This window comes from Eubacterium sp. BIOML-A2, assembly GCF_009680135.1.
Classification (GTDB): Bacteria; Bacillota; Clostridia; order Lachnospirales; family Lachnospiraceae; genus Faecalicatena; species Faecalicatena contortus_B.
This window is the reverse complement of sequence record NZ_WKZK01000047.1, coordinates 1-22,067: the sequence shown is the minus strand read 5'-3', so window position 1 is coordinate 22,067 and position 22,067 is coordinate 1. Positions and strand designations below refer to the sequence as shown.

Sequence of the window (22,067 nt, the reverse complement as noted above, 5' to 3'; positions counted from 1 at the left end):
GCTGCCCGGAAAGGCCGGGAGAAAGGATTTTGCCATGAAACGACCCCTTGCTTACATCACAGCTCCCTGGAGCAGCAGCCAGTATGAAAATGCCGAGAATGCCGCCAACTATTGCCGCCAGGTATATGACGCCGGATATTCGCCGGTCTGTCCGGTACTGTTTCTGCCCACCTTCCTCAAGGACGAAATTCCCCAGGAACACAAGGACGGCATGGATATGGCGCGTGATTACCTCCGCCGTTCTCATGTGCTGGTGGTCTGCGGTCACGGCATCGACGAGACGATGAAAAATGACATTGCCACCGCCGAGCGTCTGCGGATCACAGCTACTACCTTGGACGGTATTCTCACCGTGAAGGGTCAGGGACGTGGAAAAGGAGGTGGACACCATGCCTGAGCATAAGACCATAGGCCAGCTGATGGAGGAAATGCGGCTCAAAGCCGGAGCGCAGAATTACCATGGTCATGGGTATATGGACTTGGAACGATTTGCCGAGGACACCCGGCACATGATTATTTTCGATGTGCTTTCCCATGATTCCCCTGTCGGCTGGAAGGGCGAGCGTACCCGCCTGTTTCTGACGGATAACGGCTACCAGAAAAGTCTTGAGAGCCAGGAGAAAGGGCATATCAAAATTCTCAGCCATGCCAAAGTGCGTCAGGGAAATCTGTACTATGATCGCTCCGATCAGCCGCGCTGACGGAGGTTCCCTATGAAAAAATATTTACGGCGGCTGGTGGTCCCGCCTTAGTGCCAATGTGCCACCCCTGCAAAAAAACATGGAAAGGAGGCGATGACCCATGCAGGAGGAAGTAGAAAACAGGACTTTAACGCTGGTTGTCAGCGGCACAAAGTTTACCGGCAGGCTGCTCAAAGCCGCCGTTACCAAGTACATGGCCCATCTCAAAGAGAAAAAACTGCAAAAGCAGAAAAGCCGGGATGCGCCTGTCATTCCCCACGGTAAGCAGACCGTCAAAGAGCTTATAGGTCAAAATCAGGGTGTTTCTAATATCGAGATTACTGATCCCTCCATCAAGGAGTTTGAAAAAATCGCCCGGAAATATGGGGTGGATTATGCGGTAAAAAAGGATCGCAGTTGTTCCCCGCCCAAGTATCTGATCTTCTTCAAAGGTCGGGATGCCGATGCGCTGACCGCTGCATTTACCGAGTACACCGGCAAAAAGGTCAAAAAGACTGAGAAAACGGAGCGCCCGTCTGTGCTGACAAAGCTGAAGCAGTTCAAGGAGCTGGTGAAGAATGCCGTTGTGGATCGAACCAAGCGAAAGGAGCTGGAACGATGAAAAAGCAACCCAACATCAAAAAGCTCGTTTTGCTGAATCTGCCCTATCTGTTGATGGGGCTGTTCGCCACTAATTTCGGTGAAGCGTGGCGGTTGGCTGTGGGGGTAGACGCTTCTCAAAAACTGCTCTCGTTCTTCTCCGCTTTGCCTGGGGCGCTACAAAGCTTCTGGCCCAGCCTGCACCCTATGGATTTGTTGGTGGGGCTGTGCTGCGGTGCTGGCCTGTGGCTGGCGGTCTATCTCAAGAGCAAGAACGCCAAGAAGTACCGGCGCGGTATGGAGTATGGCTCCGCCCGCTGGGGCACCCATGAGGACATCGCGCCCTACATTGACCCGGTATTCCAGAACAATGTGATTCTGACCAAAACCGAAAGCCTGACCATGAGCAGCCGCCCGAAAGACCCGAAAACGGCAAGGAATAAAAATGTGCTGGTAATTGGTGGCTCCGGTTCCGGTAAAACCCGTTTCTGGCTTAAACCCAATCTCATGCAAATGCACAGTTCCTACGTCGTGACCGATCCTAAGGGAACTATTTTAGTCGAGTGCGGAAAGATGCTTCAGCGAGGAACGCCAAAGTTGGGCAAGGACGGAAAGCCCCTGAAAAACAAGCATGGTAAGGTCATTTATGAATCGTATCGAATCAAGGTTTTGAATACCATCAACTTCAAAAAGTCGATGCACTACAATCCTTTTTCGTACATTCACAGTGAAAAGGACATCTTGAAGCTGGTAACGACCTTAATTGCGAATACGAAGGGAGAGGGCAAGGCCGGGGACGATTTTTGGGTCAAGGCGGAGACGCTACTGTATTGCGCCCTTATTGGGTATATCCATTATGAAGCTCCGGTGGAGGAACAGAATTTCTCCACTCTCATTGAGTTCATTAACGCGATGGAGGTTCGAGAGGATGACGAGGAGTTCAAAAATCCTGTTGACCTGATGTTTGACGCCCTGGAGGCAGAGAACCCCAACCACTTCGCCGTGCGCCAGTACAAAAAATATAAGCTGGCTGCTGGTGTTGTATGCTCTAAAAGACTTCTTAATCAATCGGTTGGGAAGTCTCTTAGAACACACAACCTAAAACCGAAGAAAGGAGCGCAAGCTATGAGAAAAAACGAGAAAATCACAGCTCTGTACGAACGATTGAGCCGTGATGACTTTGGCAAAGATGATGACCAACAGCGTGAGAGCAATTCCATTTCCAATCAAAAAGCTATGTTGGAAGAGTTCGCCGCCCGGCAGGGCTTTACAAACATTGTCCATTTCACGGACGATGGCATTAGTGGTACTTGCTTTGACCGTCCCGGATTTTTGGCAATGATGAAAGAAGTGGAAGCCGGGAATGTGGAGTACCTGTGTATCAAGGACATGAGCCGCATGGGTCGTGACTATCTGAAAGTCGGTCAGATTATGGAAATCCTGCGTCAGCGTGGCGTTCGCCTTATCGCCATCAATGACGGCGTGGACAGTGCCAGAGGGGACGATGATTTTACCCCTTTCCGCAACATCATGAACGAGTATTATGCCAGAGACACCAGCCGTAAAATCCGTTCCACTTTCCAGTCCAAAGGCAAGTCCGGCAAGCACCTCACAGGCACGGTCATTTACGGCTATCTCTGGAACGAAGCCAGAGACCAATGGCTGGTTGACCCCGAAGCCGCAGAGGTGGTCAAGCGCATCTTTTCCATGACGATTGACGGCTACGGTCCGTATCAGATCGCCAGCAAGCTGAAAGAAGAAAAAGTCCTCATTCCGTCCGCTTACCTTGCCCGGCACGGCGAGGGCGTGAACAAAAACAAGACTTTCAAAGATGTGTACGGTTGGGGTTCTTCCACCATCTGCAACATTCTTGAAAAGCGTGAGTATCTGGGACACACCATCAACTTCAAGACCCGAAAGCACTTCAAGGACAAGAAAAGCCATTATGTTCCGGAGGACGAATGGACAATTTTCGAGAATACCCATGATCCTATCATTGACCAGCAGACCTTTGACCTTGTGCAGAAAATCCGTGGGAATGTCAGACGCTACCCGGACGGCTGGGGCGAAGCAGCTCCCCTCACGGGCTTGCTCTATTGTGCCGATTGCGGCGGCAAGATGTATGTCCACCGCACCAATAACGGCAAGCGCATTTCTCAATACACCTGCTCACAGTACACCAAAGTTCCTTGCGGAACGCTCTGCAAGACCCAGCACCGTATCAATGAAGATGTGGTACTGTCCCTTGTCTCTGAAATGCTGAAAGCCATTGCCGAGTATGCGAAGCATGACAGAGCCGAGTTTGTCCGTGTGGTGCAGGAAGCGCAGTCCAGCCAGCAGACCACAGAGGTCAGGAAACAGCGGACACGCCTTGCCACAGCAAAGCAGAGAGTTTCCGAGCTGGAAGTCCTGCTCTGCAAAATCTATGAGGATAACATTTTAGGCAAGCTGTCCGACAGCAGATACGCCACTCTGGACGCTCAATACGAAAAGGAACAGACCGAGCTTACCGCTGAAATCTCTGTTCTGGAAAAGGCAGTCAAGAGCTATGAGAAGCATGAAAAGGACGCTGACCGTTTTATCGCTCTGATTGACAAATATGAGAACTTCGACAAGCTGACCATTGCCATGCTCAACGAGTTTATCGAGAAAATCCTTGTGCATGAGCGTGACCGCAAAGGCAGTATACAGACCACACAGGAGGTCGAGATTTACTTCAATTTTGTCGGGCGATTTGTTCCCCCGGCGTTTGGAGAAGTTGAGCTGACCCCGGAAGAATTAGAGGAAATCCGCAAGCGTGAGGAACGCAAGGACAGGCTTCATCAGAACTACTTGAAGCGGAAAGCCAGCGGAGCGCAGAAGCGATACGAGGACAAAATCAAGAAGCGGAAAAAGGCGGAAATCGAAGCCAAGAAAGCCGCCATTCGTGCGGAGGACATTGCAAAGGGAGTGTTCGTCCCTGTCAGCAGTTTACCGCAGAGAGAGCCGATGAAAGGAGTACAAACAGCATGAATATCACTTACACACAGAACGGAGATTACCTTATCCCGAACATCGTTATCCGCAAGACCAAGCCCCTCGGACACTACGGCAGACTTCGCAAGGCGTATCTGGAAAATGCACCGTCCGATACTGTTCAATGAGCTGGTGTTATCAGATAAGCTTTTTGAGCATTGCGCCGAGATTGACGAAGCGGCACGAAACCGAATAGAGCTGATCGTGCGGTCACTGGCAGAGCAAAACGGCGTGACCGAACAGCTGAAAGCCGAAAATCAGATGGAGTGGGTACGGCAGATGAACGCTTGCAAGGCACAGGCAGAGGAAGTTGTGAAAGCGGAATTGATTTATGATTGAGCGAGGAAGTCCGGGCAGAAAACTGTTCGGACTTTTCTCATATCTCACAAAAGTTGAGGTAGAATTGTTCACAAGTTTTATGGTATAATTTGAACACGAAATTGAGCAACAAATTTATAAAGGAGAATATGGATGAAGCTGTTTTTATGTTCGCACTTTTCAAGTGTAGGAAGTTTGATAAAAGAAGAAATTGATAACAAGAAAGTCGCATTCATTCCCACGCCGTCTGCAAGCTGACGGACGTAGACCCGGACACGGGCTGCAAGGAATTTGAGATTGAAAAGGGACGCTTCTCTTTCCGGCTGACCGCCCCATACAGAGAGGAACGCCGCAGCGCGGCGAGCGAAGCGGCGAAAAACGAATAAAAGGGTTTTAGGGCTTCGTTGATTGTTGCGTTGGCACCCCCACCGCAATGGTAGTGCCCTTCTCGGAACTTTCCTCCACCCAAACGGAGCCGCCGTGGAGGTCGGCGATCTCCCATACCAGCGAGAGCCCCAGTCCCGCACCGCCGTACTCGCGGCTGCGGGACTTATCCACCCGGAAAAAGGGCTGGAAGATGCTCTGCTGATACTTCTCCGGAATGCCGCAGCCGGTATCGGAAACGCGAATCAGGAGTTTTTCCGTTTCCTGTGTGACACAGACCCGCACCGAGCCGCCCGGCCGGTTGTACTTGACAGCATTCTCCGTCAGGTTGAAGATCAGCCGGTAGATCAGTGCATCGCTGCCGGTCATAATGCCGTCGCCCTCCGCCGTCAGCGTGACGCCGAGCTTATCTGAGAGCGGCGCAAGATCTGTGAAGATCTCCTCAATCATGGGAGCGAGCTGGATCCGCTCGTTCCGCGCCACCTGCCGCAGATTGCTCATCTCCAGCAGTGTCCTGGTCAGCTGTATCAGCCGTTCCGTCTGCTCACGCAAAAGCGTGAGGAACTCCGCCGTCTCCGGTCGCACATCAGGATGCTCCGCGGAAAACAGCTCCAACTGCGCCTGCATTAGTGCCAGTGGCGTGCGCAGTTCGTGGGCCGCGTTGCCGGTGAACTGCCGCTGGGCGGCAAAGGCATTGTTCAGCCGCTCCAGCATCTGGTTGAACGAGCGGCTCAGCTGCTGAAATTCTGGAATGACGTCTTCATCGATCCTCATATCGGCAAGATTGTTCAGCTGCACCTGCTCCACCTGCGAGGCAAAACTGCGCAGGGGCTTGAGCGCACGTCCGCTGACAAAATAGGTCAGAATGCCGCTGAGCAGCGTTACCGCAGCCGTGATGTACCAGTTGGTGGTGCGGAAGCGCCCCTGCGCCCCATCGATGACGATGGTCAGCTCCTCGTCGGGCGCTATGAGCTGCGGGTCAAAGCTCGCCGCTTCGCCCTCATTCAGGATTACCGTGCTGCCGCCCTGTAAGCTGTCCGCAATGGTGTCCATATAGTACACGCCGGAGGAGCAGAGCAGCAGATTCATGATTACGCAGGTGGCACCGATGAGCAGGACGGTCATCAGGGTGATGCGCCATTGCAAGGAAAGATGCTTCATGCTTCCTCGCCCCCCATCAGATAGCCCTCGCCGATGCGGTTGCGGATGGGATCATAACCCAGCGCGGCGCGGAGCTTTTTGCGCAGGGCGGAGATGTGGACGCGAATGGAATTGCTGAAGCTGTCCACGCTGTTGTCCCAAACGTGATCCATCAGCTCCTCCTGGCTCACGGGCCGCCCCTGATGCACCATCAGGTATTCAAGTATCCCTGTTTCCTTGCGGGTGAGCGTCAGCGTCTGCCCGTTGACGGCGGCGGTACGGGAGCGGGTGTCAAAGGTCAGCTCACCGCAGATCAGCAGCACATCCTGCTGGGTGAACTGCCGCAGGGTCAGGCTGCGAATGCGAGCCTCCAGTTCGGCAAGATGAAAGGGCTTTGCCAGATAGTCGTTGGCTCCCGCGTCCAGTCCCTCCACCTTGTCCTCCACCTCACCCCGGGCGGAGAGGATCAGTACTTTTGTCTCCCGGTCGGTCTGCCGCAGGGTGCGCAGCACTGTCATGCCGTCCTTCCCCGGCAGGTTCAGATCCAGCAGTACCAGATCGTAGCGCTCCACGCCCAGAAGCTCCACCGCCTTCTCCCCGTCGTAGCAGCAGTCCACGCTGTATGCCTGGCGTCGCAGGCTGCGGACGATGGTTTCGCACAGGGCGCGTTCATCTTCAATTACTAAAAGGTGCATAAGAGCCCTCCTTCTTTATTCATTTTCATGTTGTTTTTAATTATAGCAAACCCAGATAAAGTTTGCATTAAATTTTCGTTCTTAACAAGGACTTTAACTCTCTTGCGTTATGATGGTAGCAGAAAAAGTGAAAGGGTGATGGAATTGAGCCATGTAAAAAAAACGGCGGCGCAGGCCTTGTTGCTGGTTGTGGGTATCGCCATGTTGTGCTTCGGCGTATGGCGCGGTGAGGCGGCGACGGTGCTGAGCAAAGCGATTAAATTATGTCTGGAGTGTGTGGGCATTGGGTAAAAAATTTTCGGGCGCGTCACAACTCCTGTCCCGCTTTCGGAGTTGGATACAGGCAGGGGCAGCCTTATTGACCAACCTGCACCTGCCGAACTTTCTCAAAGGAGGCCTGTATCAGGGCGCAGGGAAAACCGTCTGCGTGCCGGGGCTGAACTGCTACTCCTGCCCAGCGGCCTCCGGTGCCTGTCCCATCGGGGCGTTTCAGGCAGTGGTGGGCTCATCCAAGTTCAGCTTCTCCTATTATATCACAGGTTTCCTCATTTTGCTGGGAGTCCTGCTGGGACGCTTCATCTGCGGTTTTCTGTGCCCCTTTGGCTGGTTTCAGGAGCTGCTGCACAAAATCCCCACGAAGAAGCTCTCCACAAAGAAACTCAAGCCCCTGCGATACTTCAAGTACGCCGTACTGCTGGTGATGGTTTTCCTGCTGCCGGCGTTCCTTGTAAATGATGTAGCCATGGGCGACCCGTTCTTCTGTAAATACCTCTGCCCGCAGGGCGTGCTGGAGGGAGCCATCCCGCTGTCCCTTGCCAATTCCGGCATCCGGGCGGCGCTGGGCAAGCTGTTTACATGGAAGTTCAGCATCCTGCTGTCGGTGATCGTGTTGAGCGTACTGTTCTACCGGCCGTTTTGCAAGTGGCTCTGCCCACTGGGCGCGTTCTATGCGCTGTTCAACCGGGTGTCCCTCTTCCAGATGAAGGTGGACAAGAGTAAGTGCGTCTCCTGTGGAAAGTGTGCCAGAGCCTGCAAGATGGATGTGGATGTGACGAAAACGCCCAACCACACCGAGTGCATCCGCTGCGGAATGTGCGTCCGCGCTTGTCCGACGAACGCCGTGTGCTTCCGTTACGGCTTCGGCAACGGGAAAGAAGCACCAAAGAAAACAACGATGGAGGAATCAAAATGAACATGAAGAGAATTTTTGCACTGGCTTTTGCCGTGCTGATGGTGCTGGCCCTGGCGGCCTGCGGCATGAAGAACAATGACAAGATGGGTGACATGAGCGGCAACGGCTCCGCCATGACCGGCGAGCCGAAAAACGCCGAGGAGGCGCTCAGCCTGCACAAGGAGCTGCTGGAGCGGGAGAACGCGATCCTGTCGGAAAATACCGAGCTGTGGGAAAAGGTCTTTATGGAGGCCGACAAGGGCATGGCCATGGTCGAGGACGGGAAAAACTACGGCGACTTCCTGCTGGATACCATCGAGACCGCGAAAGAGCAGTTCGCCGACAAGGAGTATGAGTGGCTGAAGGAGTCAGCCACGGAGATCAGCAATATTGAAAACAAGCTGACCGAGTTGGAAGAGAAGTATCCCGAGATCATGCAGAAATCCATGGACGGCGATATGAGTATGCCCGCGGGCGATGATATGAGTATGCCGTCCGATCAGAGCGGCGCGGACAAGATGGCCGAGCAGGGCAGTATGCAGAAGTTCCCCGCCTTTGAGGGGAAAGACCTGGACGGCAACACGGTGAAGAGCGACGAGCTGTTCTCCGGCAACGCCGTCACCGTAGTGAATTTCTGGTTTACCACCTGCAATCCCTGCGTGGGCGAGCTTTCCGAGCTGGACGCGCTGAACAAGGAGCTTGCGAAGAAGGGCGGCGCACTCATCGGTGTCAACACCTTCACATTGGATGGCGATGAAGCGGCAATTTCCGAAGCAAAAGATGTACTGGCCAAGAAGGACGCCACCTATCAGAATGTGTATTTTGACTCAGATGGTGAGGCGGGAAAGTTTACCACCAACATCTTTGCCTATCCCACCACCTATGTGGTCGACCGCAGCGGCAATATTGTGGGCGACCCCATCGTAGGCGCCATCACGGAAAAGAAGCAGGCGGAGACGCTGCAAAAGCTCATCGACCAGGCTCTTGCCGCCGATATGGGCTGACAAACGAATTTATCATCTCAGAATGGAGGGAAACACCATGTATCGGAGAGTATTGCCGCTTCTGCTCACCGCGGTACTGCTGCTGAGCGGCTGCACTGCCGGGCAGAAAAATATTCCGCAGAAAACGGACGAGAAGGAAAGGACCGGACAGCCCTCTGATATGTCCGGTGAAGGAAGCATGTATATGGATACCACGGAAAATGTCATCTATCTGGCGGGCGGCTGCTTCTGGGGCATGGAACAGCTGATGCAGTCCATCCCCGGCGTCATCGATGCCGAGAGCGGCTATGCCAACGGCACCTGCGAGGCGGACGCCGATTACAAGACCGTCTGCAAGGGTGAGACCGGCTTTCGGGAGGCCGTGCGGGTGGAGTATGACCCCGGACAGGTGAGTCTCGACGCCCTGCTGCTGGCCTACTTCTATGTGATCGACCCCACGGTGGAGAACCGGCAGGGCAACGACCGGGGCAGCCAGTATCAGACCGGTGTCTATTACACCAACGAAAGCGCGAAGGAAACGGTGGAGCGCATTGCGGAGATCGAGCGGGGACGCAGTGAAAAGTTCTTCGTGGAGATCGGCCCACTCAAGAACTACTACCCTGCCGAGGAGTACCACCAGAACTACCTCGAAAAGAACCCGAACGGCTACTGCCACATCCCGCGGGCGGAGATGGAGCTGTTCTCCAAGCTTCGCATCGATCCAGGCGACTACCAAAAGCCCGCAGCAGAGTCCATTCGGGACAAACTGACGGAGGAGCAGTACCGCATCACCCAGGAGAACGGCACGGAACGTCCATTCAGCAATGAGTTCTGGGATCAGTTCGAGAAGGGCATCTATGTGGATATCGTCACCGGCGAACCGCTCTTTTCCTCCACGGATAAGTACGAGAGCGGCTGCGGCTGGCCGGCTTTCACAAAGCCCATTGAAGAGCCTGCCGTGGTGGAACTGGAGGACCTGAGCCACGGCATGCGCCGCACAGAGGTCAGAAGCCGTGCCGGAGATTCTCACCTTGGTCATGTGTTCACCGGCGATCCGGAGTCCCCAAATGGCGTGCGCTACTGCATCAACAGTGCGGCCCTGCGCTTTGTGCCTTACGCAAAGATGGAAGCAGAGGGTTACGGATATCTTCTGTATCTGTTCGAGGAATGAGTTCACAAAATACAATGGCTGGATACAAAACGGCTACAAATTCGTGAAGAACCTATGTACAGCCAGAAATACGTGGATTATTTGGACGAAAAGCGTATTGAGAGTGCATTTTATAACCCTAAATCAAAGCCCAAGACTTGTCAGGGAATTGTAATTGATTGTGAAGGTTTAAAGGTTATTTGCAAAGACTAATTAGAAAATTCAAGTTTGTCGAACTGATAAAATCCCTTTAGGAACTAAAGGGCGCACTTCTATACTCTCTTGTCGAGAGTATTGTGCGTCCTGCGGAGCTTCATTCTCTGTCAGCAGAAAGAAACTGCATGACCGAGAATGTTTCGTCACTTCGCTCCGTCAAGGTGGCTACACCCCCTTGCGCCGCTAAAGCAGCTATCCCCTGTGGACTTGCCGTCCGCAAACAGCATAAAATGCTGTTCGCCGCCAGCAAGTTTGAAAAAATAAATACCGAAAATCAGACCGTTGACTGGTCGCACTATGCGAAAAGTTGACGGTCTTTTTTTATCCCCAAAATCAAAAAAGGAGGTCAATCCCAATGACAAAACCGAAAACCCTCGACCAGCTCCGAGCCGAAAAGGAACGAGCCGAGACGCAGCTTGCACAGGAACAGCACAAGCTGGAGCGTCTGGAGAATAGAAAGAAGTATCTGGAGAAAGGTGAACGCACCAAGCGCACACACCGCCTTTGCAATCTGGGCGGCACGATTGAGAGCCTTGCCCCGGAGGTCAAAGATCTCACACGCACCGAAATGACAGAGCTGATGGAACACATCTTTTCCCTGTCCGAAGTCCAGCGAGCCGTCCGTCACATGGCGATTACCCACATCAGCCAAGCAAACAGAGAAAAGGAGTTGAAAGCCGATGGCACTATTTCATCTGAGCGTCACGCAGACTAAGCGCAGCGCAGGACAGTCCGCTATTGCTTCTGCCGCATACCGAGCCGGGGAACGCTTGTATAGCGAGTATTACGGCGAATACAGCGACTACACCCGCAAGGGCGGCGTGATCTGCTCCGATATTCTCCTGCCGTCCCATGCACCGCCCGAATACACAGACCGCCAGACGCTATGGAACGCCGTGGAAAAAGCCGAGCGTGGAAAGAACGCCCAGCTTGCATACAGCTTTGACATTGCCTTGCAGAATGAATTTTCCCTTGAGGAAAACATCGCTCTTGCAAGGCAATTTTTGTTGGAGAACTTTGTGAGCCGTGGCATGGTGGTTGACTTCGCCGTACACCAGCCAGACCGGGAGGACGGCGGCATACCAAACCCACACTTCCATGTGCTTTGTCCTATCCGTCCCATTGAGCAGGACGGCAAATGGGGACTAAAGCAACGCCGGGTGTATGAGCTGGACGAGGACGGCAACCGTATCCGGGACGCAGACGGAAAGTTTGTGTTCAACGCCGTTCCCACTACCGACTGGGGCAGTCCCGAAACGCTGGAATACTGGCGGCAGACATGGGCGGAGCTATGCAACGCCAAGTTTGCGGAAAAGGGGCTTGACGTTCGTATCGACCACCGAAGCTATGAGCGTCAGGGCGTGGAGCTTCTTCCCACCGTCCATGAGGGCGCAACCGTCCGGGCAATGGAGAAGAAAGGCATACGCACCGAGAAAGGCGAGTTCAATCGCTGGATCAGAGCGACCAATGCCGTTATCCGGGACATCAAGAAGAAAATCACTCTCCTGTTTGATTGGATTGCCGAAGCAAAAGCCGAGCTGTCCAAACCGCAATCCCCCGACCTTGTTTCTCTGCTGAACGCCTATTACAGCCAGCGCAACGCCGGGGCGTATTCGCAGAAAGGCAAGGTCAGCAACCTAAAGGAGATGAACGAGACTTTCAATTATCTCCGGGCAAACGGCATTTACACCCTTGAAGATTTGGAACACCGTGTCAACGAACACAACGCCACCACGGAGAGCTTGAAGAAAACGCTGGGCGAACAGACCGCCCGAATGAAAGCGATTAAGCAGCTCTATGACAGCTCCGCTGCTTTCCGAAGCCTGAAGCCTGTCTATGACGGCTTGCAGAAAATCAAGTTTGAAAAGCCCAGAGCCAAGTACAAGGCAGAGCATGAAGCGGAACTGAAACAGTTCTACGCCGCCAGACGCAAGCTGACCGAGGAGTTCTCGGACGGCAAGGTGGATATGAAAAAGCTGTCCGCAGAGTATGACGCTTTGGAACAGGCGCATGAAACCACCTACGGCGAGTTTAAGACTGTCAGAGACGATTTACACCGCCTTTGGAGGGTCAAGTCATGCGTAGATACTGCCGCCCGATTTAACGAGCGTACAGAGGAACAAATGCTCCAAAATCGACCCCAAACACGACAGAAAAAGGAGGAACTATCCCGATGAATTACACCCAAGCACAGATTGACCGGGCAAATGCCGTCAGTCTGGAAGATTTTCTCCGTACACAGGGAGAGACACTAATCAAAAGCGGACGGGAATACCGCTGGAAAGAACATGACAGCTTGACCGTCCGGGGAAACAAGTGGTTTCGCCACAGCCAGAGCAAGGGCGGCTATCCCATTGATTTTGTCATGGAGTTTTACGGAAAGTCCTTTCCCGAAGCCGTCCAGCTCCTGACCGGCGAAAGCGGCGAGGGGCAGACCGAAGCCAGCACAACACCGCCCACAGCGTTTCACTTGCCCTTGCACAACAGAACAGCCGACAGAGCAATTCAATATCTTTGCGAAAGCCGAGGTCTCAACAAAACGCTTGTTGAGGCTTTTCTTCTTTCTGGGGATATTTACGAGGACGCAAAGCGGCACAATGTTGTGTTTGTCGGCAGAGACCGAAGCGGTACGCCGAGATACGCCCATGTGCGAGGAACGGCAGACCCATTCAGACAGGACATTGCCGGGTCTGACAAGTCCTATCCGTTCCGCTATGAGGGAAACGGCAACCAGCTCTTTGTCTTTGAAGCACCGATTGACCTGTTATCGTTCATCTGCCTTTATCCGCAGGACTGGCAGACAAGGAGCTATCTTGCCCTGGGCGGCGTTTCGGGCAAAGCCCTTGACCGTTTTCTTTCTGAACGCAAGGACGCCCGAAAAGTATTCCTCTGCCTTGACAGCGACACCGCAGGAAGTGAAGCCTGCTCCCGACTGGCGCAGGACATTCCCAGCGAGATCGCCGTCATTCGCCTTGTCCCGGCAAGGAAAGACTGGAACGATGTTCTCCGTCAGCAAGGGGATATTCCCAGCCGCAAATTCATAGCCGAGACAATCACGCTGCGAGAGCTGCCCACCGCCCAGCCTGTCCCCATGCTCCGTATGGCAGATGTGGAGCTGACGAGCGTGGATTGGCTATGGTTTCCGTATATCCCCTTTGGAAAGCTGACGATCATACAGGGCAACCCCGGCGAGGGCAAGACCTACTTTGCCATGCGTCTTGCGGCGGCTTGCACCAATCGAAAGCCCTTGCCCGGTATGGAGACCCTTGAGCCTTTCAATATCATCTATCAGACCGCCGAGGACGGTCTGGGCGATACTGTTAAGCCCCGGCTGATGGAAGCAAACGCAGACCTTGAAAGAGTGCTTGTCATTGACGATAGAGACACGCCGCTGACCCTTGCCGATGAGCGCATAGCAAGGGCAATCCGTGAGAACAACGCAAGGCTGGTTATCATTGACCCGGTACAGGCGTTTCTGGGCGCAGATGTGGACATGAACAGAGCAAACGAGGTGCGCCCAATATTCCGCAGTCTGGGAGACATTGCACAGGCTACCGGGTGCGCTATCGTGCTGATCGGACACCTCAACAAAGCCACAGGAACGCAAAGCACTTACCGAGGATTGGGGTCTATCGACATTACGGCGGCAGTCCGCAGTCTGCTGTTTATTGGCAAGCTGAAAGACAGTCCCACAACAAGGGTGCTTATCCATGAGAAAAGCTCCCTTGCGCCGCCCGGACAGTCCCTTGCCTTTTCTCTGGGAGACGAGAAAGGCTTTGAATGGATAGGAGCTTATGACATTACCGCTGACGAGCTTCTTGCCGGGACAGACACCGCCAAGACCGAAAGCAAGACCGCACAGGCGCAAATGCTCATTCTGGAACTGCTGGCAGATGGAAAGCGTATGCCGAGCGCAGAGCTGGAAAAGGCAGTCAATGAGCGTGGGATTTCCTCACGCACCATGAGAACGGCAAAGAGCCGTATCGGGGACAGACTTGTGACCGAGAAAGACGGCACAGCATGGGTCTGCTATCTCCGAGATTGACAACAGGAACACGGCAAGCGTGGCAAAGACGGCAAGGTTTTTATAGATACCTTAATGCTGCCGCCTTGCCTTGTTCCCTCATACCGACACCGCCCGATGATGAACAGTCACCGGGCATTTTTCATTTACAGGAGGATTTTGAATGAACAATACCGCAACCAACACCGCCACTTGCCCTACTGTCAGAAAGCAGATCGGCAAGACAACCTATATCGTCCGTGTGCATTTCAGCCAGACCGCAAAAGAAACGATGGAGGACAAAATCAAGCGTCTGCTCCGTGAAGAAGTCCGCAGAATGTGACTTCTTTGTGAATTTGATGAAAAAGTCCTTGACTTTTCGTCTCTGGTAAGACTGCCAAGAGTATTCTGATTTCCTGTGGTGCGCGTCTTGCGGTGTTTGACATCGCGGAGCTGCGGGAGGTCACTTCCTATGATGAGTTGGAGTTAGATACCCTGGGAGACCGGAAAACAGCGCTGTTTCTCATTATGAGTGATACGGATGACAGCTTTAACTTTCTGATTTCCATGTGTTATACCCAGCTTTTCAACCTCTTGTGTGAAAAGGCTGATGATGTGTACGGTGGGCGGCTGCCCATCCATGTGCGCTGCCTCATCGACGAGTGTGCCAATATCGGCCAGATTCCCAAGCTGGAGAAGCTGGTGGCCACCATCCGAAGCCGAGAGATCTCCGCCTGTCTGGTGTTGCAGGCACAATCCCAGCTGAAAGCCATCTACAAGGACAACGCCGATACCATCATTGGTAATATGGACACATCCATCTTCTTGGGCGGCAAGGAGCCGACTACCTTAAAGGAATTGGCTGCCGTGCTTGGGAAAGAAACTATCGACACCTACAACACCGGCGAGAGCCGTGGGCGGGAGACCTCCCACTCTCTTAATTATCAGAAATTGGGGAAAGAGTTGATGAGCCAGGACGAGCTTGCCGTCATGGATGGCGGCAAGTGCATCCTCCAGCTGCGCGGTGTGCGGCCTTTCCTTTCGGATAAGTACGACATCACCAAGCATCCCAATTTTAAGTACACTGCCGACGCGAACCCGAAGAACGCTTTCGACATTGAAGCGTTTCTGTCCGCCCGGCTGAAACCCAAGTCCAGCGAGGTCTACGATGTTTACGAGGTAGACGCTACGGGCGATGAATAATGTTCCGCTGTGAAAGGAGTGATCTTATCTATTTGCCCCAACTGCCTCTTTGGAGGCCATTGGCGTACAAGGCGGACAATCACAAAAAAATAATGAAAAAGGAGGATAGCCGGAATCAGGCCCCCGGAAACCGGGCGGCAGATTGTTCCGGCTTTTGTATGCCTATGAAACATGACTAATCAACTTTTCAAATGATTCCGGCTAATAATTATTTATGGCATTTTTTACTCAGGCAATCACCGTTCTTCAGACCCTCGTAATCGCACTCGGTGCCGGTCTCGGCATTTGGGGTGTCATCAACCTCTTGGAGGGCTACGGCAATGACAATCCCGGAGCTAAAAGCCAGGGAATGAAGCAGCTCATGGCGGGCGCTGGTGTGGCCGTAGTCGGCATGGTCCTCGTTCCTCTGCTCTCCAGCTTGTTTACCGTCTAATCGTCCCCACATGAAATCCTTGCCGTCCCCGCAGTCATGCGGGGGCGGCTGAAAGGAGGTAACACCGTATGGATTTCTTACTTGAGGCAATCACCACATGGCTGAAGGAAATGCTGGTGGGCGGCATCATGAGCAACTTGTCGGGGATGTTCGACAGCGTAAACCAACAGGTCGCGGATATATCCGTGCAGGTGGGGCAAACCCCGCAGGGCTGGAACGGCAGTATTTTCGGCATGATCCAAAATCTGTCCAATTCCATTATCGTGCCGATTGCAGGTGTGATTCTGGCTGCGGTCATGACCATTGAATTGATTCAGATGATTACAGACAAAAACAACCTGCACGATGTAGACACATGGATGATCTTCAAATGGATGTTCAAAAGTGCCGCCGCCATTCTCATCGTTACCAACACCTGGTCCATTGTGATGGGCGTATTTGATATGGCGCAAAGCGTGGTTGCGCAGGCATCCGGCGTCATCGGCGCAGACGCATCCATCGACATCTCCTCTGTGATGGGCGATTTGGAGCCGCGCCTGATGGAGATGGAACTGGGACCTTTGTTTGGTCTGTGGTTCCAATCGCTTTTTATCGGCATTACCATGTGGGCGCTGTATATCTGCATTTTCATTGTCATTTATGGCCGTATGCTGGAAATATATCTCGTGACCTCCGTAGCACCTATTCCGATGGCTACCATGATGGGCAAAGAATGGGGCGGCATGGGTCAGAATTATCTGCGCTCCCTGTTTGCCCTGGGCTTTCAGGCGTTTCTCATTATCGTCTGCGTGGCAATCTACGCGGTGTTGGTGCAGAATATCGCCACGGAATCCGACATCATTATGGCAATCTGGAGCTGCGTGGGCTATACAGTTCTTTTGTGCTTCACGCTCTTTAAGACCGGCAGCCTCGCAAAAGCTGTGTTTAATGCCCACTGACATGGAAGGAGGCAATTCCATTGGCTTATGTACCCGTACCCAAAGACCTGACGAAAGTAAAAACCAAGGTCATGTTCAACTTAACCAAGAGGCAGCTGGTCTGCTTTGGCAGCGGAGCGCTTATCGGCGTACCACTTTTCTTTTTGCTCCGGGAGCCTGCGGGAAGCAGTGTGGCGGCCATGTGCATGATGCTGGTCATGCTGCCCTTCTTCATGCTGGCCATGTATGAGAAGCACGGTCAGCCCCTGGAAAAGATCATCAGCAACATCATTAAGGTTGCCGTGATCCGGCCAAAACAGCGCCCGTATAAGACCAACAACTTCTATGCCGTGTTGGAACGGCAGGAAAAGCTCGACAAGGAGGTGTATGACATTGTTCACAGCAAAGAAAAACCGGCAGGCAGATAAGGATGGCAAACAGACGCCGCCGGTGAAAGCAAGAAGAAAGCTGTCCCGTGCTGAGAAGAAGCAGATCGAGGCCGCCATCGCCCGTGCCAACCGCACGGACCGGAAGGAAAAATCGGCTCAGGACAGCATCCCTTATGAACGGATGTGGCCGGACGGCATTTGCCGCGTGTCAGAGTGCCACTATACCAAGACCATCCAGTTTCAGGACATCAATTATCAGCTTTCTCAGAACGAGGACAAATCCGCAATCTTTGATGGCTGGTGTGACTTCCTCAACTATTTCGACAGTTCCATTTCATTTCAGCTGTCCTTCCTCAATCTGGCGGCATCCAAAGAGACCTTTGCCAGCGCCATTTCTATTCCACCTCAAGAGGACGATTTTGACAGCATCCGGGCTGAGTACACGCAGATGCTGCAAAACCAGCTGGCGAAAGGAAACAACGGTCTTATCAAGACCAAGTATCTGACCTTCGGCATTGACGCCGACAACATCAGGTCGGCAAAGCCCCGGCTGGAGCGCATTGAGACTGACATCCTCAACAACTTCAAGCGGTTGGGCGTTTCTGCCGAGGTGTTAAACGGTATGGCGCGGCTGGCCCAGCTGCATGGTATCTTCCACATGGATGAACAGGTGCCTTTTTGCTTCTCATGGGACTGGCTGGCTCCTTCCGGCCTTTCCACCAAGGACTTTATCGCTCCTACTTCATTTGAGTTCCGCACCGGCAAGCAGTTCCGTATGGGTAAGAAATACGGGACAGTTTCTTTTTTGCAGATTCTCGCCCCGGAGCTGAATGACCGGATGCTGGCAGACTTTTTGGATATGGAATCCAGCTTGATCGTGAACCTGCACATCCAGTCGGTGGATCAGGTCAAGGCCATTAAGACTGTCAAGAGAAAAATCACAGATTTGGATCGGAGCAAGATCGAGGAGCAGAAAAAAGCCGTCCGCGCAGGATACGATATGGACATCATTCCCAGCGACCTGGCTACCTACGGAGCCGAGGCCAAGAAGCTTTTGCAGGATTTGCAGAGCCGCAACGAGCGAATGTTCCTTGTGACCTTTCTGGTGTTGAATACGGCGGACAATCCCCGTCAGCTGGGCAACAACATCTTTCAGGCCAGCTCCATCGCGCAGAAATATAACTGCCAGCTGACCCGGCTGGACTTCCAGCAGGAGGAGGGGCTGATGTCCTCTCTGCCCCTGGGCCTGAACCAAATCGAGATCCAGCGGGGGTTGACTACCAGCTCCACGGCTATTTTTGTGCCGTTTACTACTCAGGAACTTTTCCAGAATGGCAAAGAGGCGCTGTACTACGGCATCAATGCCCTGTCCAACAATCTCATTATGGTGGACCGCAAGCTGCTGAAGAACCCCAACGGACTGATCCTTGGTACACCCGGTTCCGGTAAGTCCTTCAGCGCCAAGCGCGAGATCGCTAACTGTTTTCTGCTCACCAATGATGACATCATCATCTGCGACCCGGAGGCAGAGTATGCTCCGCTGGTGGAGCGTCTGCATGGGCAAGTTATCAAGATTTCACCCACATCCGGTGACTACATCAACCCGATGGACTTGAATCTGGATTATTCAGATGACGAAAGCCCGCTGTCTTTGAAGTCTGACTTCATTTTGTCGCTGTGCGAGCTGATTGTGGGCGGCAAGGAGGGCTTACAGCCGGTGCAGAAAACCATCATTGACCGTTGTGTGCGGATGGTCTATCAGAATTATCTCAATGACCCGCGCCCGGAGAATATGCCGGTGCTGGAGGACCTTTATGATCTGCTGCGGACACAGGAAGAAAAAGAGGCGCAGTACATCGCTACGGCGCTGGAAATCTATGTGACCGGCTCTCTGAATGTGTTCAACCACCGTACCAATGTGAATATCCAGAACCGCATTGTCTGCTATGACATCAAGGAGTTGGGCAAGCAGCTCAAAAAAATCGGGATGCTGGTGGTGCAGGATCAGGTATGGAACCGTGTTACCATCAACCGGGCGGCGCATAAGTCCACCCGATATTACATTGATGAGATGCACCTTCTCTTGAAAGAGGAGCAGACGGCGGCCTATACAGTCGAAATCTGGAAGCGTTTTAGAAAGTGGGGCGGCATCCCCACAGGTGAACAGGTCTGTTTCTTGTTTATGCGCTTAGAGAATCAGACCACGCCGTACTGACTGAAATCGGCAAGTAGGTCAGTATTATCAATGCGGAAGAAATCGGGAAGGGAGCAGCGCCCTAATCCGAGTGGAAGGCTGTCCGTAAAATGGCAGTCACACGCAACGCATAGAGCTTGAACCTGCGTGATGCAGAATATAACAGCTCCACGAGTCCGCATTGCCTGCCGATACGGAAAAACCGTGGCAAAAAGGTATGCTATGCTGGGCGTGAACAGGCACGCCGATGAAAATGAGCGAAAGCTCCAGAGAGGTGGATAAAAAGCCACCTGTTAAGAACAATCAGATCACCCAAAATGTCAAGGACCTGCTTTCTTCCCGTGAAGTGGAAAATATTTTCGAGAACAGCGATTTTGTGTATATGCTCAATCAGGCAGGCGGAGACCGGCAGATTCTTGCCAAGCAGCTGGGCATTTCTCCCCATCAGCTGTCCTATGTGACCCACTCCAGCGAGGGCGAGGGCCTTCTGTTCTACGGCTCCACGATTCTGCCTTTTGTAGACCACTTCCCGAAGGACACCGAACTCTACCGTATAATGACCACCAAATTATCTGACATGTCAGATAACTTCGTTTATTAAATGAGTTACGTTATTCAAGGAGAATAGAAAATCCCCATAAATACAAGGAATTTAACTATTCTCCTCGAATAATAATACACTGCTATTTAAGGAAATCTGGAATACCATTCTTCTCTTGTGGCAGTGTGCTTTCATCTGGATTGTTCTTCGAAAACCATTTTTCGTTCCATTGCTCCATTGAACGGTCTACGGTCTGTTGAGATATATCCAGATAAATTTGTGTTGTCTGTATTGATGTGTGACCGAGGATATTTTTTACAATAGCTAACGGAACCCCGGCCTCAATCAAATGTGTTGCTGTTGTATGCCTCATGACATGAGGGGTATAAGGACCACGGCAAAATAAATCAGGATGTTCTGCTTTGGCTTTTTGAGTATATTTCTCATAAATTTCTTCAATTGCAGCTACTGACAAATGTTCATTTCTTTGACTTGGAAAGATATGCGCATCCGGTTTCATGCTGATTTTTCTTGAGGAAATATACTTGTCCAGAAGCTGAGTCGCATCAGAAGTTATCTTTACCCGCCTGGATTTTTCGCCTTTTCCAACCAAGGTAAGAATTGCATTCCCTTTTTCGTCATGAATGACGTCCTTAACGGTAAGGTTACAGATCTCCTGAGCACGTGCTCCACTGGAATACATCACAGATAAAAGAACAAGGTCTCTCCAACCAAGTTTTTCTGTGGTGTCAGGAAGTGAAAACAATACTGCGAGTTCTTCTCTGGTAAACGAATTTCTCGGTTTACTTTTTACCTTGCGGAATGTCTTCTTTGAAATTTTTTTGAGACTGTTTTTGAAAATATAAGCAGCCTCAAGATTTCTACTTTCTGAATAATCAGCGAAAGAAGCTAATGCTGCCAGTCTTTGTTTTGCGGTAGCTCTGCTGTTTTTTCTGGTGGTTATCAGCCAGTCGAAATATTTTGTGAGAAGGTCAAAATCCAATACTTCAAATGTGATATATCCGATTTTTATTTCTGTTTCCTCATCAAGATATTGAAATAGCAAACGGAAAGCACATTTATAAGAAGCAATGGTATTCGGGCTTGCATTCACAGAAACCGGCAGATATTCGGTAAAGAATCGTCCAAGCAGAGTGATAAATTCGTGTTCAGAATTACTCTTCTTCATAAGACACCTCCACATTTGGGATCAAACCTGCTGTAAATGTTTCAAACACATCAAGTGACTCAGGAACCTGAACACCGGAAAAACGCATATATTTGTCAGTGTCAAGTAAACACTCGTGGCCGAGGTAGGTCGGCAGAAGTAAGTCATTCACATCTACAGAATGTCCTGCTGATTCAAGCTGTTGCATCGACTTCAAAACAAAAAGATGGCGGAAGCAATGGAGGCAGGCTCCACGTTCATGAGGATCTCTTCTATGCTGATCAATCCCTGCTGATTTCAGGATTTCTGCAAACCACGATTCCATTTGTCTCGTGGTATAGTGAGTCCCCGGTTTTTTACCAGGAAAAAGGAATGCGTCTGGTTGATGCATAATTCCCAGAGCTAAGCAATAGCGCTCCAGAATTGCAATAAGAGAGTCATGGACAGGAATTAGCCGCTCCTTGGAGAACTTTGCTTTCTTCAAAAAAATAGTTCTGTTCTTAAAGTCGATGTCTTTGCGCTGGAGAGCCATTGTCTCCTGAAGTCTGGTTCCGCAACTGTAAAGGATTCGCAAAGCCATAGGAATTTTTAACTGAAAATAGGCACTGCATGACTTTGGATTTATAGGCTTCATGTTATCAGCATAATGAAAAATCAGAGTCACTTCCTCATCAGAAAAAATATATGGAATGTAATCTGATTTAACTTTAGGGAGTGTTGGCAGAAAGGAAGCATATCCCAATGTATTCAGATATTTTCCAAAGCCACGCACCACACCCAATTTTTCTTTGGCTCAGTCACATTTTCTGTGTGATGCAGGGTTCCGGTCATAGTCCCGACGGCTGATGTCGAAGATCTTCAGGAAGA

The 22,067-nt window shown here is 51.9% G+C and carries 19 protein-coding genes and 6 pseudogenes; 21 read left to right on the top strand and 4 right to left on the bottom strand.

The features are described 5' to 3' along the window. Positions 1-34 precede the first annotated feature (34 nt). The 7 genes and pseudogenes from GKG43_RS15865 to GKG43_RS22945 all read left to right on the top strand — a co-directional run. Positions 35-397 (top strand): hypothetical protein, encoded by a 363-nt coding sequence (locus GKG43_RS15865; protein ID WP_129879334.1) that lies wholly within the window; start codon positions 35-37, stop codon positions 395-397. Then, positions 390-701, top strand: coding sequence for a DUF5720 family protein (locus GKG43_RS15860; protein ID WP_002587404.1), 312 nt, complete (start codon positions 390-392; stop codon positions 699-701). Before GKG43_RS15865 ends, GKG43_RS15860 begins: the two co-directional genes overlap by 8 nt. 100 nt (positions 702-801) lie before the next feature. After that, complete coding sequence (locus GKG43_RS15855) at positions 802-1,302, top strand: PcfB family protein (protein WP_129879333.1); 501 nt, start codon at positions 802-804, stop codon at positions 1,300-1,302. Further along, positions 1,299-2,318 (top strand): annotated as a pseudogene (locus GKG43_RS23735) (type IV secretory system conjugative DNA transfer family protein); the annotation flags it as partial. The gene GKG43_RS15855 and the pseudogene GKG43_RS23735, both read left to right, overlap by 4 nt. An 87-nt stretch (positions 2,319-2,405) precedes the next feature. After that, positions 2,406-4,292 carry a recombinase family protein gene (locus tag GKG43_RS23730; RefSeq protein ID WP_009256555.1) on the top strand — a complete coding sequence of 629 codons (1,887 nt, stop codon included), beginning with the start codon at positions 2,406-2,408 and terminating at the stop codon, positions 4,290-4,292. Further along, positions 4,289-4,634: pseudogene (locus GKG43_RS15845) on the top strand (TnpV protein). The gene GKG43_RS23730 and the pseudogene GKG43_RS15845 overlap by 4 nt, the downstream one beginning before the upstream one ends. 132 nt (positions 4,635-4,766) lie before the next feature. Then, a pseudogene (locus GKG43_RS22945) lies at positions 4,767-4,862 on the top strand (peptidase S51); the annotation flags it as partial. Positions 4,863-5,006: 144 nt separating this feature from the next. Here the strand turns inward: GKG43_RS22945 and GKG43_RS15835 are convergent. Next, on the bottom strand, positions 5,007-6,158 hold the full coding sequence (locus GKG43_RS15835) for a HAMP domain-containing sensor histidine kinase (RefSeq protein ID WP_003500147.1): 1,152 nt from the start codon (positions 6,156-6,158) through the stop codon (positions 5,007-5,009). Further along, positions 6,155-6,832 (bottom strand): response regulator transcription factor, encoded by a 678-nt coding sequence (locus GKG43_RS15830; protein WP_003500146.1) that lies wholly within the window; start codon positions 6,830-6,832, stop codon positions 6,155-6,157. The genes GKG43_RS15835 and GKG43_RS15830 overlap by 4 nt, the downstream gene beginning before the upstream one ends. A gap of 138 nt (positions 6,833-6,970) precedes the next feature. Here GKG43_RS15830 and GKG43_RS15825 point away from each other — a divergent pair, with 138 nt between their 5' ends. From GKG43_RS15825 to GKG43_RS15755, 14 genes and pseudogenes are all read left to right on the top strand, one after another. Continuing rightward, a complete protein-coding gene (locus GKG43_RS15825) occupies positions 6,971-7,123 on the top strand; it encodes a CD1871A family CXXC motif-containing protein (protein ID WP_003500145.1) in 153 nt (50 codons plus the stop codon). Continuing rightward, positions 7,116-8,024 (top strand): 4Fe-4S binding protein, encoded by a 909-nt coding sequence (locus GKG43_RS15820; protein ID WP_129879331.1) that lies wholly within the window; start codon positions 7,116-7,118, stop codon positions 8,022-8,024. Before GKG43_RS15825 ends, GKG43_RS15820 begins: the two co-directional genes overlap by 8 nt. Then, positions 8,021-9,007 (top strand): TlpA disulfide reductase family protein, encoded by a 987-nt coding sequence (locus tag GKG43_RS15815; protein WP_003500143.1) that lies wholly within the window; start codon positions 8,021-8,023, stop codon positions 9,005-9,007. Before GKG43_RS15820 ends, GKG43_RS15815 begins: the two co-directional genes overlap by 4 nt. 37 nt (positions 9,008-9,044) lie before the next feature. Further along, positions 9,045-10,157 carry a peptide-methionine (R)-S-oxide reductase MsrB gene (msrB, locus tag GKG43_RS15810; RefSeq protein ID WP_003500142.1) on the top strand — a complete coding sequence of 371 codons (1,113 nt, stop codon included), beginning with the start codon at positions 9,045-9,047 and terminating at the stop codon, positions 10,155-10,157. A gap of 550 nt (positions 10,158-10,707) precedes the next feature. Then, positions 10,708-11,067 (top strand): DUF3847 domain-containing protein, encoded by a 360-nt coding sequence (locus tag GKG43_RS15800; RefSeq protein WP_003500140.1) that lies wholly within the window; start codon positions 10,708-10,710, stop codon positions 11,065-11,067. After that, positions 11,033-12,529, top strand: a complete 1,497-nt coding sequence (gene mobQ / locus GKG43_RS15795) for a MobQ family relaxase (RefSeq protein ID WP_003500136.1) — start codon at positions 11,033-11,035, stop codon at positions 12,527-12,529. The genes GKG43_RS15800 and mobQ overlap by 35 nt, the downstream gene beginning before the upstream one ends. Next, complete coding sequence (locus GKG43_RS15790) at positions 12,526-14,397, top strand: AAA family ATPase (RefSeq protein ID WP_003500134.1); 1,872 nt, start codon at positions 12,526-12,528, stop codon at positions 14,395-14,397. The genes mobQ and GKG43_RS15790 overlap by 4 nt, the downstream gene beginning before the upstream one ends. Before the next feature lie 142 nt (positions 14,398-14,539). Further along, positions 14,540-14,698 (top strand): transposon-encoded TnpW family protein, encoded by a 159-nt coding sequence (locus GKG43_RS15785; protein ID WP_003500132.1) that lies wholly within the window; start codon positions 14,540-14,542, stop codon positions 14,696-14,698. 41 nt (positions 14,699-14,739) lie between these two features. Continuing rightward, a pseudogene (locus GKG43_RS15780) lies at positions 14,740-15,558 on the top strand (TraG/TraD/VirD4 family protein); the annotation flags it as partial. 214 nt (positions 15,559-15,772) lie between these two features. Then, complete coding sequence (locus GKG43_RS15775; RefSeq protein WP_038273692.1) at positions 15,773-15,991, top strand: Maff2 family mobile element protein; 219 nt, start codon at positions 15,773-15,775, stop codon at positions 15,989-15,991. Between the two features lie 68 nt (positions 15,992-16,059). Continuing rightward, complete coding sequence (locus GKG43_RS15770; RefSeq protein ID WP_002587408.1) at positions 16,060-16,929, top strand: VirB6/TrbL-like conjugal transfer protein, CD1112 family; 870 nt, start codon at positions 16,060-16,062, stop codon at positions 16,927-16,929. Positions 16,930-16,949: 20 nt separating this feature from the next. Further along, the gene (locus GKG43_RS15765) at positions 16,950-17,336 is read left to right on the top strand and encodes a PrgI family protein (protein WP_087153689.1); all 387 of its coding nucleotides are present in this window, start codon (positions 16,950-16,952) and stop codon (positions 17,334-17,336) included. Next, positions 17,296-19,458, top strand: a pseudogene (locus tag GKG43_RS15760) (conjugal transfer protein TraE); the annotation flags it as partial. The gene GKG43_RS15765 and the pseudogene GKG43_RS15760, both read left to right, overlap by 41 nt. A 340-nt stretch (positions 19,459-19,798) precedes the next feature. Next, positions 19,799-20,092, top strand: a pseudogene (locus GKG43_RS15755) (conjugal transfer protein TraE); the annotation flags it as partial. 82 nt (positions 20,093-20,174) lie between these two features. Here GKG43_RS15755 and GKG43_RS15750 read toward each other — a convergent pair. Together GKG43_RS15750 and GKG43_RS15745 are read right to left on the bottom strand one after the other, a co-directional pair. Then, positions 20,175-21,221, bottom strand: coding sequence for a tyrosine-type recombinase/integrase (locus tag GKG43_RS15750; protein ID WP_129879329.1), 1,047 nt, complete (start codon positions 21,219-21,221; stop codon positions 20,175-20,177). After that, positions 21,208-21,975 (bottom strand): tyrosine-type recombinase/integrase, encoded by a 768-nt coding sequence (locus GKG43_RS15745; RefSeq protein WP_173020118.1) that lies wholly within the window; start codon positions 21,973-21,975, stop codon positions 21,208-21,210. Before GKG43_RS15745 ends, GKG43_RS15750 begins: the two co-directional genes overlap by 14 nt. Between the last annotated feature and the right edge of the window lie 92 nt (positions 21,976-22,067).